This is a genomic window from Caballeronia sordidicola (assembly GCF_002220365.1).
GTDB classification, from domain to species: domain Bacteria; phylum Pseudomonadota; class Gammaproteobacteria; order Burkholderiales; family Burkholderiaceae; genus Caballeronia; species Caballeronia sordidicola_C.
In genome coordinates this window covers 225204-237978 of the sequence record NZ_MTHB01000110.1, presented here as the reverse complement: position 1 = coordinate 237978, position 12775 = coordinate 225204, and the positions used below count along the sequence as shown (strand labels likewise).

At 59.9% G+C, this 12775-nt stretch carries 12 protein-coding genes; 8 read left to right on the top strand and 4 right to left on the bottom strand.

All coding sequences use genetic code 11. The features are described 5' to 3' along the window. Positions 1-26: 26 nt before the first annotated feature. Complete coding sequence (locus BSU04_RS18240; protein WP_256982970.1) at positions 27-395, bottom strand: Spy/CpxP family protein refolding chaperone; 369 nt, start codon at positions 393-395, stop codon at positions 27-29. A 293-nt stretch (positions 396-688) separates the two neighbouring features. Beyond that, complete coding sequence (locus BSU04_RS18235) at positions 689-1030, bottom strand: hypothetical protein (protein ID WP_089161919.1); 342 nt, start codon at positions 1028-1030, stop codon at positions 689-691. A gap of 557 nt (positions 1031-1587) precedes the next feature. On the opposite strand from BSU04_RS18235, the gene BSU04_RS18230 reads away from it, so the two are divergent. Beyond that, positions 1588-1800, top strand: coding sequence for a DUF1059 domain-containing protein (locus tag BSU04_RS18230; protein ID WP_089161918.1), 213 nt, complete (start codon positions 1588-1590; stop codon positions 1798-1800). Between the two features lie 122 nt (positions 1801-1922). Next, a complete protein-coding gene (locus BSU04_RS18225; protein ID WP_089161917.1) occupies positions 1923-2978 on the top strand; it encodes a class I SAM-dependent methyltransferase in 1056 nt (351 codons plus the stop codon). 58 nt (positions 2979-3036) lie between these two features. Here the strand turns inward: BSU04_RS18225 and BSU04_RS18220 are convergent, their stop codons facing one another. Then, a complete protein-coding gene (locus BSU04_RS18220) occupies positions 3037-3843 on the bottom strand; it encodes a CerR family C-terminal domain-containing protein (RefSeq protein WP_089161916.1) in 807 nt (268 codons plus the stop codon). A 92-nt stretch (positions 3844-3935) separates the two neighbouring features. Here BSU04_RS18220 and BSU04_RS18215 point away from each other — a divergent pair, with 92 nt between their 5' ends. The 3 genes from BSU04_RS18215 to BSU04_RS18205 are packed head-to-tail and all read left to right on the top strand — an operon-like array spanning position 3936 to position 8156. Beyond that, the gene (locus BSU04_RS18215; RefSeq protein WP_089161915.1) at positions 3936-5075 is read left to right on the top strand and encodes an HlyD family secretion protein; all 1140 of its coding nucleotides are present in this window, start codon (positions 3936-3938) and stop codon (positions 5073-5075) included. Next, positions 5068-6669: a DHA2 family efflux MFS transporter permease subunit gene (locus tag BSU04_RS18210; RefSeq protein ID WP_089161914.1), complete on the top strand. Its 1602-nt coding sequence runs from the start codon at positions 5068-5070 to the stop codon at positions 6667-6669. The genes BSU04_RS18215 and BSU04_RS18210 overlap by 8 nt, the downstream gene beginning before the upstream one ends. Before the next feature lie 20 nt (positions 6670-6689). Then, the gene (locus BSU04_RS18205) at positions 6690-8156 is read left to right on the top strand and encodes an efflux transporter outer membrane subunit (RefSeq protein WP_089161913.1); all 1467 of its coding nucleotides are present in this window, start codon (positions 6690-6692) and stop codon (positions 8154-8156) included. Positions 8157-8255: 99 nt separating this feature from the next. On the opposite strand, the gene fabV is transcribed toward BSU04_RS18205, so the two are convergent. After that, positions 8256-9452 carry an enoyl-ACP reductase FabV gene (fabV, locus tag BSU04_RS18200; protein WP_089161912.1) on the bottom strand — a complete coding sequence of 399 codons (1197 nt, stop codon included), beginning with the start codon at positions 9450-9452 and terminating at the stop codon, positions 8256-8258. Positions 9453-9687: 235 nt separating this feature from the next. Here fabV and BSU04_RS18195 point away from each other — a divergent pair, with 235 nt between their 5' ends. The 3 genes from BSU04_RS18195 (at position 9688) to BSU04_RS18185 (ending at position 12772) form a co-directional block, all read left to right on the top strand. After that, positions 9688-10443 carry an AAA family ATPase gene (locus BSU04_RS18195; protein ID WP_089161911.1) on the top strand — a complete coding sequence of 252 codons (756 nt, stop codon included), beginning with the start codon at positions 9688-9690 and terminating at the stop codon, positions 10441-10443. A gap of 83 nt (positions 10444-10526) precedes the next feature. Next, positions 10527-10985 (top strand): GNAT family N-acetyltransferase, encoded by a 459-nt coding sequence (locus tag BSU04_RS18190; RefSeq protein WP_089161910.1) that lies wholly within the window; start codon positions 10527-10529, stop codon positions 10983-10985. A gap of 248 nt (positions 10986-11233) precedes the next feature. Further along, positions 11234-12772: an MFS transporter gene (locus BSU04_RS18185; protein ID WP_089161909.1), complete on the top strand. Its 1539-nt coding sequence runs from the start codon at positions 11234-11236 to the stop codon at positions 12770-12772. The last annotated feature ends 3 nt before the right edge of the window (positions 12773-12775 follow it).

The following is a 12775-nucleotide window of genomic DNA, read 5'->3' as shown; positions in this document are numbered from 1 at the left end:
GACTCGCGCAATATCACATTGGAAGATCAGTTCGAGGCAGGTGCCGGAGCGGACGCCGCAGGCTTATGTTTGCGCGGCCCCGCATGCCTCTTCGCGTGATCATTTCGGAACAGCGGGTCGGCAATTTTCTTCTGCTCGTCGGACAGCGTGGCGTAAAGGGCGCTAAACGACGCAGACAGCTTTTGCATATTGTCCGCATGCAATTGAGCCAACTCGGCGTAGGACTTCATGGCGTCATCTGCATTCTCCGAAGGCAGCTTGTGCGCACGATCGTGGAAAGCCTGATCCGTCTTGGCCGCATTGTCACGCATCGTTTGCGCAAAAGCATCCCACTGCGGCGCTTGCTGGCTTGTGATCTTCATCTGTGCGTGCAGGTCGTCGATCCGTTTCTCCACAAAATCTGCGTGCTTCTGTGCATGGCTAACGGGCGCCGACGCGGCCGAGGAAGGCGCTGCGGATGAATCGCTTGCCGCCGTGGTCTGCGCCCATGCGGAAGTCGTGAAGCAGGCAAGTGCCAGCAATGCTGGTGCAACAGCAATACGAATGGATGGTTTCATGTTGGGAGGCTTGAATGAGTTGTTAGATTCGCGACGTTTTTATCAGTACGCGTTGTGGTCTTAGTGCCGGCCGATGTGCCAGATGAGCTCGATGTGCTTTCGGCGAGGTCGGCAGGCTCTGGGTGCCAAGTTCAGTAACCAGGAGGATAACTGTTCGGGTAATAAGCGACGCCCGGAGGCGGCGGGGGCGGCGGTGCCGAATACACCACGGGAGGAGGTGCCTGTGTGGCGGCGCCCACGATAGCCGCACCCGCGACAACACCCAGCAGCGCGCCGACGAGCGCGCCACCACCACCGCCGCCGCCTCGATAACCACCACGGTCGCCGCCGTGACCACCACCATGGTATCCACCTCGGCCACCGCGATCATCACGGTGCTGCGCTTGCGCCGGTAGCACGGACGTTGCAGCGATGGTCGCTATGGCGACCATCGCCAACCGGCGATACAACAAACTTCGGGAACGCTGCGTCATCAAGCTCGTCTCCTTTCATGTAAGAGGTGAAGTGTCTGCATCGACAACCGCGGCAAGATTACCGATGGAGGACGATCGGGGCCAAGACGACCGGCGATCGAATGCAGAGGAGAAGTGGCTCCCCGTTATTGCGCGACCAGCTTAGCCCCCATTACTTACAGTTCCATCGCGCGAAACCACCGGCGCCACCGACGGTCCTCGTGCGTCTGATAACCCGTCGCTCAAAAAAGTTTCCGAAACGAAAGCGACTGGCCGATCCATCCAGTGAATCTCATGGCCTGAAAAGGATTCAATCTCACTCCGATACCCGCAGGAACCAAGCCAGTCCGCCCAAAAACCGAACGGACGTTCGCCCGCTCTTCTAACTCGCTAACTAAATAAAAATTCAGGCCGGAGCCGTGGTCCTTTACACCCACGAAGTAACGATGAATGAGTTAGCAGGCCCTTGTCAGCGACCTATAATCGTCGCAGGGGCTTGTTCGTTGTCAGGCGCGCGGAGCCGTCCCGGGCCCTTCTTTGTCACTTAACCCCGTACTACGTAATTGGGGGATAACACCATGACCCGCAAATACATCGACTGCCGCGAGTTTCCTAGCGAGATGAACTGCACCATCGCGCTGGCTGCTGACTCCGATCAGGAACTCCTGGACGCCGCCGTCCAGCATGCCGTGTCTGTTCATAAACACACCGACTCACCCGAATTGCGTGCCCAGTTAAGCACGCTGTTCCATCAAGGCACTCCGCCGGTCGATTCACCGAGAAGCGCATGACTTGCTGTTGAGCGATCGGAACCCTATTCTCCTCAAGTGGCGCAGATAACATAATAAGTATGACGAACAAAAGCAACTAAACGCCCTTCATTTCACACGGGATGCTTTTAAGGGAGCATGTCATGGCAGTCGACCAGTCAAAACTCGATGCATTCATGGGCGGGTTTGTCCACGACCTTGGCGCCGTGATGCATGCGGCCACTGTAGTCGTCGGCGATCAACTCGGGCTTTATAAGGCGCTTGCCGCCAAGCCGCTAAGCGCGGAAGAACTCGCGCAGGCGACCGAGACGGACGCCCGTTATGTTCGCGAGTGGCTAAGCGCCCAGGCCGCGAGCGGCTACGTCACTTATGATCCTGCGTCGGAGCGCTTCGGCTTGAGCGAAGAACAGTCCTTCGCGCTCGCCGAAGAAGGCAGCCCGGCGTTCATACCCGGCGCGTTCCAGATCGCCGTCGCGCAGTTCAAGATCATTCCGAAGATGGTGAAGTCGTTCAAGACCGGACTGGGCGTTGGATGGCATGAGCATGATGTCTCGCTCTTTCACGGCACGGAGCGTTTCTTCCGACCGGGCTACGCAGCGTATCTCGTGAACGACTGGATTCCGTCGCTTGGCGGCATCGAGGCGAAACTGAAAAACGGCGCACGCATAGCTGATGTTGGCTGCGGACATGGTGCGTCCACCATCATCATGGCGCAGGCTTATCCGCAATCGACATTCGTGGGTTACGACTATCACGAAGGGTCTATCGAGCATGCTGGAGAGTCGGCGGCAACGGCAGGCGTGAGTGACCGCGTGAGTTTCGAGGTTGCTTCGGCCAGTGATTACCCGGGGCGTAACTACGACTTCGTCACCATGTTCGATTGTCTTCACGACATGGGCGACCCGCTCGGGGCGGCGCGTCACGTCCATGAAACCTTGGCTGACGATGGCACGTGGATGATCGTCGAGCCGTTTGCCAACGACACACTCGAAGGAAACCTGAATCCCGTTGGAAGGATTTTCTATTCGGCATCTACGTTGATCTGTACGCCGGCCTCGCGAGCGCAAGCAGGCGCCATGTGCCTCGGCGCGCAAGCGGGCGAGCGGCGGATTCATGACGTGGTGACAGAAGGAGGGTTCCGGCAGTTTCGCCGGGCGACGGCTACGCCGTTCAATCTCATCTTTGAGGCGCGGCGATAAAACGGGGCCAGGATTTCCTGCGTTGCGTGACGGGGACCCGCACGCAGCGCCCCCTCTGCTACTCTTTCGCGGCAGCCGCCGTACGTTTGCGGGCCAAAAGTTTCTTGGGCGCCGTCTTCACGACGGGTTTCTTGCGTGCACTCGATTCTGGCTTCTTGGCCATTCCCTCCCTGCTCCATTGCTCAAGCAAGACCTGCGTCTGCGCACGTACCGTCGCCTTGAGCAAGTCACCCTTCGCGGTGTCTATGTCGTTCCATCCGAGCAACGCAAGCGTCGTGCGCGGCGCGACATGGAACATCAACAGTTGGCCATGCAAACTCAGCATTCGGATCAACGTAAGCTGATCGTCGGGTTTCGTACCAGTGATGCGCGCAATCAACCTCGAGCCAACGTCATTCAAGGGCTGCCGCACACGCCGCATCATGATCTCCGATGCAATGCTCGGCTCATGGCCGGCTTGTTCACGCGTAAAGAAGAGCCGCTGGTTAGACGTATCGCAAGCCTTCGCGAACATACGGTCCGCAATCGCTTCCTGAATGCGAATGAAAGCATCGATCAGCACCGGAATATCACTGTCCTTGCTCAAGACATCGGCTGCGTGGGTCACCACCGGCTCAAGCGTGACCCAGGACGAGTCGGCGAGATATTCCGCACACGCCCGATACACCCCCTCTTTATTCTCGAAGTAATACTGCAGCGCGGGTGCATTGACGCCGGCGCGCGCGGCGATATCACGCGTGGACGCGCCCTCGAAACCATGCTCCCCAAAGGACTCGATCGCCGCTTCGATGATTCGCAGCCTTGTCTCGTCGCCTCGCACATATCCGCCGGCCGACGGACGGCGTAGCCGTTTCGTGTCGTTCATTCGTGCTTCTCCCTTCAACGAAACAAATATATCACTTGACACAATTTTACCAACTGGAATAATTGTTCCGATTGGAATAATTTGGATCAAAGATGTCAACGACCGCCGGGGCGCCTCCGCACGAAGTACCGCAAGATTCCGCCGCTTCGCCCACGCGACGATCTGGAAGACGCCTGTTCCTGATCGTGCTTGGGATTATTGCGCTCATCCTTGCGGGGATCTGGCTTGCCCGCTGGTGGACAGTGGGGCGCTTTATTGAAAGCACTGACGATGCCTATTTGCAAGCTGACAGTGTCACTGTTGCGCCCAAGGTCAGCGGCTACGTGACCGATGTCTACGTCGGTGACAATGCCACGGTCAAGGCCGGCGACCCGCTGGTCCGGCTCGATACCCGCCAGTACCAGGTCGCGCTCGACCAGGCACAGGCGACCATCGCTGCACGTGCCGCGGACATCCAGCGCGCGCAAGCTGACATCCTCCAGCAGCACGCCAACATTGAACAGGCCAAAGCGCAGCAGCAAGTCGCACGAGTCAGCGCCCAGCATGCCCGCGACGAAGTCCAGCGCTACGCACCGCTCGCCGCCACCGGCGCTGAAACCAGCGAACGGCTGTCCGAGTTGACCAGCACACGCGATCAGGCGCTGGCAACGCTGGCGGCCAATGGCGCCGCGGTCGATGCCGCCGAGACGCAGATCGCCGCCACCACCGCGCAGATCGCCCAGGCGCGCGCCCAGCTCGAGGCAGCAGAGGCAAGCGCGCGGCAAGCGCACCTCGACCTGCAGGACACGGTCGTGCGCAGCGCACTGGCGGGCAAGGTTGGCGACCGCTCGGTTCGTGTCGGTCAGTACGTACAGCCGGGCACGCGGATGCTGTCGGTGGTTCCGGTGCAAAGTACCTATCTGACGGCTAACTTCAAGGAAACGCAGGTCGGTCACATGCGCGTTGGCCAGCCCGTGATCCTGCACGTGGATGCGCTGCCGGGCACCGACCTGCACGGCGTGGTGGACAGCTTCGCTCCCGGCACCGGCGCCCAGTTCGCGCTGTTGCCGCCGGAAAACGCCACTGGCAATTTCACCAAGATCGTCCAGCGAATTCCCGTGCGCATTCGCCTCGAGACAGGGCCGGAGACACGCAGCGTGCTGCTGCCCGGCCTGTCGGTGACTGCCGATGTCGATACGCGCTCCTCCCGCGAGGGCGACCAGCGCATCAAAGCCGAGAACGACCATGGCTGAGGTAACCACGCCAGCCGCTTCCTCGCCTGCGGCGCCCGCACCGGAAGCGGAGCGCGCGAGCGCGGCGGACTGGCTCGCGGTTGCGGCCGGCTCACTGGGCGCGTTGATGGCCACGCTGGATATCTCGATCACCAATTCCGCCTTGCCGCAGATCCAGGGCGAGATTGGCGCAACCGGCACCGAGGGTACGTGGATCTCGACCGGCTACCTGATGTCCGAGATCGTGATGATCCCGCTCGCTGCATGGCTCACGCGCGTGTTTGGCTTGCGTAACTTCCTGCTCGCCAATGCCACGCTGTTCATCGCGTTCTCCATGATGTGCGGATGGTCGCACAGCTTGCCCATGATGATCGCTGGACGCATTGGCCAGGGCTTCGCGGGTGGCGCGATGATCCCGACGGCGCAAACCATCATTCGCACCCGGTTACCGCGTTCGCAAATGCCCGTCGGCATGACGATGTTCGGCTTGATCGTGTTGCTCGGTCCGCTGCTGGGGCCCGTGCTCGGTGGATGGCTGGCAGAGAACATCAGCTGGAGCTGGTGCTTCTTTATCAACCTGCCCGTATGTATCGCGCTGATCACCTTGCTGATCGTCGGGCTGCCCTCGGACCGGCCGCAGTGGAGCACTTTTTTCAAGGCGGATTGGGTCGGCATTATCGGCCTCACGATCGGCCTGAGCTCGTTGACCGTGGTGCTCGAAGAAGGTCAGCGCGAACGTTGGTTCGAATCCAGCATGATCATCTCGCTGACCTGCGTGTCGCTCGCCGGCATGGTGCTGATCGCCATTTCGCAACTCACCGCGAACCGGCCGATCATGCGTCTGAACCTGATGCGCAATCCGCGCTATGCCAGCGTCATTGTTATTGTGTTTGCGGTGGGTGCGGGGCTGTATGGCGTGTCGTATCTGCTGCCGCAGTTCCTCGGCATAGTGTCCGGATATAACGCGCAGCAGTCGGGCGCCATCATGCTGATATCCGGCGTGCCCGCGTTCCTGATCATGCCGATCCTGCCGCGCATTCTCGGCAAGCTCGACTTTCGCATGCTGGTGATCGCCGGACTGTTGTTGTTTGCGTTGAGCTGCATGCTCGATATCGACCTGACCGCCCAGAGTGTCGGCCACGACTTCTTCTGGTCCCAACTGATCCGCGGCTTTGCGCAAATCCTCGCGCTGATGCCGTTGAACCAGGCGTCGATGGCAGCGGTCTCGCGCGAGGATTCAGGCGATGCGGCCGGTCTCTACAACATGGCCCGCAATCTTGGCGGCTCGGTCGGGCTTGCGATCATCGGGACCGTGATCGACCGGCGCACCACCTTCCATACCGCGATGATCCGCGAGTCGCTGACGGCCAACTCGCTGGTGGGCCAGGAGCGCGTGGCGTCGAGCGCCGCAAGCTGGTTCGCGCAGACAGGCGACCTGGCCTACGCCAAAATGCGTGCACTCGGCCAGATCGCGGCGCAGATCCATATGCAGGCCACTGTCATCACGTACTCTGAAACGTTCTACCTGCTCGGTCTCGCGCTGCTTGCCTGCGTGCCGCTCGCGCTCCTCCTGAAGACTCCGCGCGGCCCTGTTTCGCCGTCCGCCGGCCATTGACGGCAAAGACACTATCCACGATGTTCGCTCGCCCTACTGCCTCTCTCCTTCTTACGCTGCTGGCGTCCGCCTGCGCGCTCTCGGCCTGCACCGTCGGCCCCGACTATGCCGGTGCGCCGCAGGTCGCGCCCGACGCGGCGCATGCCTCCAACTTCGTCCGCACGCCCGCGCTCGGCATGGTCTCAGCACGCGCACCCAGTCAATGGTGGCTGTCGCTCGACGACCCGCAACTTAACGTGCTGATCGACGCCGCGCTCGCGCATAACCCGGACGTTCACGCGGCGCAAGCGCGTCTGCGCGAAGCGCGCGCGCAGTTGCAGCACCAAAAAGCGAACGGCATGCCGACCGCCTCTTTCGACGCCGCCGCGTTGCGCATGCGCGAGCCCAACCTGAGTTCGCTGTCGTCGTCTCAAGGCAGTTCCGGTAGCTCATCCTCGTCCGGGGGAGGACCGCTACAGCTCTATACAGCGGGCTTCGATGCATCGTGGGAGATTGATCTGTTTGGTGGCACGCGCCGCGCGGTCGAAGCCGCTACAGCGCAAGCCGATGCGGTCGATGCCGATCTCGCCGACACGCAAGTGTCGCTCGCCGCGGAAGTCGCGCAGGCTTATGTCGATCTGCGTGATGAGCAGGAACGTCTGACGCTTGCACAACGCTCGGCTGAGCTGGAGCAGCAAATGCTCACGTTGACGCAGCAGCGCCGCGCGCACGGCACGGCGGCCGACGTCGATGTCGAACGCCTGACCACGCAGGTCGAGAACACCCGCGCGACGTTGACGCCGCTGGACGAGCAAGTGGCCGAGTCGCTCGATCAGCTCGCCGTCTTGACGGGCCAGGCTCCGGGCACGCTCGATCAGGAGTTATCTGCGCAACGCCCGTTGCCGGCCTTGCCGGCATCCGTGGCTATCGGCGACCCGGCTTCAATGCTGCAGCAACGGCCCGATATTCGCGCGGCGGAACGGCGGCTCGCTTCCAGCAACGCTCAGATCGGCGAGCACAAGGCTGACTTTTTCCCGAAGGTGACATTGTTCGGCGATATAGGCTATACCGCGGCCGATCCGGGCCACCTTGTCCGCAAGAACAACTTCAGCTGGATTGGCGCGCCTTATCTGCAGTGGAACATACTGGACTTCGGCCGCACGCTCTCGAGCGTTCATAGCGCCGAAGCGTCGCGCGACGAGGCCGATGCGAAATACACGCATACGGTGCTCGCCGCGTTGCAGGACGCGAATACCTCATTGTCGCGTTATGGGCATCAGCGCGAACATCTGGCAACGCTGCAGCAGGTGCAGGCGTCGGCGGACCGCTCGGCTACGTTGATGCGTCAACGTTATACAGCGGGTGCATCAAGCCTGATCGACCTGCTCGATACCCAACGCACGCAGTTCAGCGCGCAGCAGAATGTGGTCTCTGGACAAGCCGAATTGCTAAAGGATTTTGTCTCTTTGCAGAAAAGTCTGGGACTCGGCTGGCGCGTACAAGGGTGACGCGAGTGCTCCGAGGATATCGCCGCCGCTTGGGCGGCGATATCCTCATCCGGCGTTAGCGCGCCAACCTCTATAGATTCAAGTCGGCACAGCGTGGACCTAACCCTGGACGATGCCGGGAATATCCACCTTCAGGTTGACATCGGCTTCATAGTCAACCCCGGCGATCTCGAACCCGAACAGCCGTAGAAATTCGCTTTTATAGCCGACGAAATCGGTGAGTTCGTAAAGGTTGTCGCTAGTGACTTGATCCCATAGTTGCTGCACGCGAGCCTGGACTGACGGGCTGAGTTCCTTGTAGTCCGCGCGCAATCGGCCCTCCTGATCCATGCACGGCGAATTGCCGTACAAGCTGTCTTTGTATAGGCCATAGACCTGTTCGATGCAACCCTCGTGCGTCCCCTCTTCTTTCATGACCTTGAACAGCAAGGACAAGTACAACGGCATCATGGGGATGGCTGAGCTTGCCTGCGTGACAACCGCTTTCAATACCGAGACGCGCGCATCGCCACCGTGACCGGACAGGCTGCTGCGGATCGCCAGGACCTTATGATCCAGGTCTTTCTTGGCAGCACCTATGGAACCGTTCCAATAGATGTCGTGAGTGATCTTCTCGCCGAGGTACGTAAACGCGGTGGTCTTCGCGCCCTCTGCCAGAACGCCGGCTGCACGCAATGCATCAATCCACATCTGCCAGTCTTCACCGCCCATCACGGCCACGGTGTTATCGATCTCGCTTTGCGTCGCCGGTTCCAGCCTGCTTTCCTTGACAATTTCCTTGTCGGTATCGAGCCCGCGCAATGTAATGGCCTTACCAACGGGTTTCAGTGTCGAGCTGAAGACCTCGCCGGTCTTCGGGTGCGTGCGTCGCGGTGACGCGAGGCTATACACGACCAGGTCGATCTTCCCGAGATCTCGCTTGATGACATCGATGGTCTTCTGCTTGATTTCGTCGGAGAAAGCGTCGCCATTGATGCTCTTTGCATACAGGCCCTTCGCAGCCGCGAATTTGGCGAATGCTGCGGTGTTGTACCAGCCGGGCGAGCCGGGCTTGTTTTCTTCCCCGGCACGTTCGAAGAAGACACCGAGGGTCTCTGCGCCGCAACCAAATGCCGCCGTGATCCTGGCCGCAAGCCCGTATCCGGTCGACGCACCGATCACCAGGACTTTTCGGGGTCCTCCCGTAATGGGGCCTTGCGCCGTCACATAGTCGATCTGTTGCTCGACGTTGGCTTCACAGCCGACGGGATGAGTAGTCACGCAGATGAAACCGCGCACGCGTGGTTTGACGATCATGAAGACCTCGCAATGTGGGGATGCCCGGATTGCAGTCGGGCGGCACGAAAAATTTCGAGCATTGTAAATGAGGAGCGTCAGGCAGGTAGCCGCTCGCTCCATTACACGGTGGCCCACCGGGTTAAGATAGTGCTTCGTCAAGGCGGCGACAGGCGCGGCTTTCCGCTGTATCCATGAATGTATCCCCACAACGCCATGTCATTAGCGACGTCCGTGAACACATGACGCTACCATCATGATCTCTACCCAGTACATCAGCCGGATAAGCTTGCAGCGCGACAAGGTCGAGTCATTCGATCGTTATCCGTTCTCGCTGCCGGCAGTCCGGTCGCTGGAAACGCTTGAACTGCATCCAAAGATTACTTTCTTCGTCGGCGAAAACGGCTCCGGGAAATCGACGCTCCTCGAGGCCATTGCTGTCTCGATGGGATTCAACCCGGAAGGCGGTACGAAGAACTTCAACTTTGGAACCCGGCTGTCGCATTCGGTGCTTGACGAATACCTGCGCATTGCCAAAGGAGTGAGGCGTCCGAAGGATGGCTTCTTCCTGCGCGCAGAGAGCTTCTTCAACGTGGCCACCGAGATCGAGAACCTCGATGCGGAGCCCTCGTTCGGTCCTCCCGTCATCAACTCCTACGGCGGGAATTCCCTGCACGAGCGCTCGCACGGCGAGTCTTTTTTGGCGTTGCTGATGAATCGCTTCGGCGGCAAGGGTCTTTATCTCCTCGACGAGCCGGAAGCCGCGTTATCTCCACAACGTCAACTCACCGCTCTTGCCAGACTTCATGACCTGGCCCGCGACGAGTCGCAGTTCATCATTGCCACTCACTCGCCTATTCTGATGGCGTATCCGGACGCGTGGATCTACGAGTTCACCACGGAAGGTGTAAAACGCGTCAGCTACGAAGAGACAGAACACTTCCAGGTCATGCGGTCGTTCCTGGCCAACCCCGAGCGCATGCTGCGCACGCTTCTGGGTGACGAAGCATGACATGACCTGTGGAGCGTTGCGTTTCGTCGATCGCGGCACCACGGGTGCATATACTTCAACTCCTTACCCTATGAGGTTCTAACGTGGAACACATCGTTTTCCGGACCGCTCTGCTAGCCGATGTCCCTGCAATCGTCGCCTTGTTAGCCGACGACGAACTCGGGAGCCAGAGAGAAATCATCGGCACGCCGCTCGACCAAAGATACGTCGACGCGTTCAAGGCTATAGAAGCGGATGCGAACCAGCGACTAGCGGTGGTTGCCGATGGCGACGAAATAATAGGCACGTTGCAACTTTCATTTATCCCCGGCATTGCACGCATGGGTTCGTGGAGGGGACAAATCGAGGCGGTTCGAATCGCCGCGCATCGGCGTGATTCCGGGTTGGGCCAGAAGATGTTCGAATGGGCGATCTCCGAGTGCAAGTCGCGAGGATGCAATCTTGTCCAGCTCACGACCGACAAGAGCCGTAGCGACGCCCACCGCTTCTATGAAAAGCTCGGCTTCAAGGCTAGCCACGAGGGTTACAAGCTCGCCTTGTAGCGCCTCAGGGCGGCCCTGCCCGAAAGCTTCCCACACGTCTCCGCAGTCCTCCAGAACACAAACGCACAGGCATCCGTGCGTTTTCGTTTTTGCCAACACGGGGCCTTATTGCGCCTAGGCACGCAGCAGAATTTGCTTGCCTAAATTGCTGCACGGGATAATATATTGGCATATGCAACTACTTTGAATGGTCTTGCAACGGGCCGATGCGCCCAGCCCGGCCGCCGTTATCCCATCAAGGCAAAGATATGCAGAAAAGATTTCTGTTGTTGTTATGCGTGTCGGTACCGTCATTCATGATCAACCTGGACGCGAATATTGTCGCGGTATCGCTCTCGTCAATCGCGCGTTCCCTGCATGCGGATTTCGTCGCCATTGAATGGGTCATCTCGGCTTACACACTGGCGTTTGCAACATTGGTGATGCCCGCTGGCGCGCTCGCCGACCGCTTCGGCAGAAAGCGCCTGTTGATCATTGGCCTGTTCGTCTTCACCACTGCGTCTTTCATCTGCGGCGCCGCTACAACCACGGTTGTGTTGAACGCCGCACGCGCGCTGCAGGGAGTGGGCGCCGCGTTGCAGCTCAGCGCGGCACTCGCAGTCCTCGCACATGGATTTCAAGGTAAGGAACGCGCCAAGGCGTTTGCATTCTGGGGCTCGGTGATCGGCGTGGCCATCATGCTCGGGCCCGTGGCAGGCGGATTGATCACGCAGTCGCTGGGCTGGCAGTGGGCTTTCTATGTCAACCTGCCCGTTGGCGCAATCATGATTGCCATGACGTATTTTGTAGTCGATGAATCCAAAGATCCGCACGCAATCGCGATCGACATGTGGGGCGTGGTGACGTTCAGCGCATTTCTCGGGCTACTCACCTGGGCACTGATTTCAGGCAATCGCGAGGGATGGCTTAGCACTTCCGTCAGGGCGCGACTAGCGGCCTCAGTCATTTTCCTCGTAGCGTTCGTGATCGTCGAACTTAAGCAGGCGCGGCCCATGGTCGAGCTTGACTATTTCCGCAAGCGGACCTATCTCGGCGCGAATCTCGCCGGCGTGTCGTACGCGGTCGCGTTCCTGACCATGCTGACCTATCTGCCCTTCTTTTTCCAAAGCGCCCTCGGCTATTCGCCGCTCAACGCCGGCCTGCTGATGTTACCGCTCGCCGTGCCCTTGTTCGGGGTGCCGCGTATTGTGTCCGTGTATCTCGATCATCGGATGTCGGGACGCATGCTGCTCGTTTGCGGCTTGTTGCTGGTCGCAGCCGGCCTGTTCGGAACCGCGCTGCAGATCCAGGCGTTCAGCTTCAGCGCGATCTTTCTTCCGATGCTGGTGGCCTCGACGGGCGCCGGCATTCTCAACGGTCAGATCGCCAAGGTCAGCATGACGGTGATCCCCGTGGAACGGGCGGGCATGGCGTCCGGTGTATCAGGGACCATGCGGTTCAGCGGCATTGTGGTGGGGTTCGCGGCGCTCGGCGCATTGTTGTTTTATCGAATCCACGCGAGCATTGAGCGAGAATTGCCGGCACTCGGCGGCCACGACAAGCTGGAAATTACGCGTTCCATCGCGAATGGGAACCTGGCTTCCGCGGCGTCGCTGATTTCATCGCATCAGGGACTTGGATCAATCGCGCGAGCCAGCCTTGGTTACGGATACGAGGGTGTGCTGTTCGCGGCGTCCGCTGTTGCATTTGTAGCGAGCGCGCTGTGCTGGCTGTTGATCAGCGCCGAGGAAACGGCGCCTCATCAGGATCGGCAGTCTGCCATGCGTCTGGATGTGTCAATAGACTAAGAT

Coding starts and splice junctions, on each gene's coding strand:
- BSU04_RS18235 (WP_089161919.1), bottom strand. CDS start 1,030: ATGACGCAGCGTTCCCGAAGTTTGTTGTATCGCCGGTTGGCGATGGTC.
- BSU04_RS18205 (WP_089161913.1), top strand. CDS start 6,690: ATGTTCGCTCGCCCTACTGCCTCTCTCCTTCTTACGCTGCTGGCGTCC.
- BSU04_RS18195 (WP_089161911.1), top strand. CDS start 9,688: ATGATCTCTACCCAGTACATCAGCCGGATAAGCTTGCAGCGCGACAAG.
- BSU04_RS18220 (WP_089161916.1), bottom strand. CDS start 3,843: ATGAACGACACGAAACGGCTACGCCGTCCGTCGGCCGGCGGATATGTG.
- BSU04_RS18225 (WP_089161917.1), top strand. CDS start 1,923: ATGGCAGTCGACCAGTCAAAACTCGATGCATTCATGGGCGGGTTTGTC.
- BSU04_RS18230 (WP_089161918.1), top strand. CDS start 1,588: ATGACCCGCAAATACATCGACTGCCGCGAGTTTCCTAGCGAGATGAAC.
- fabV (WP_089161912.1), bottom strand. CDS start 9,452: ATGATCGTCAAACCACGCGTGCGCGGTTTCATCTGCGTGACTACTCAT.
- BSU04_RS18210 (WP_089161914.1), top strand. CDS start 5,068: ATGGCTGAGGTAACCACGCCAGCCGCTTCCTCGCCTGCGGCGCCCGCA.
- BSU04_RS18215 (WP_089161915.1), top strand. CDS start 3,936: ATGTCAACGACCGCCGGGGCGCCTCCGCACGAAGTACCGCAAGATTCC.
- BSU04_RS18185 (WP_089161909.1), top strand. CDS start 11,234: ATGCAGAAAAGATTTCTGTTGTTGTTATGCGTGTCGGTACCGTCATTC.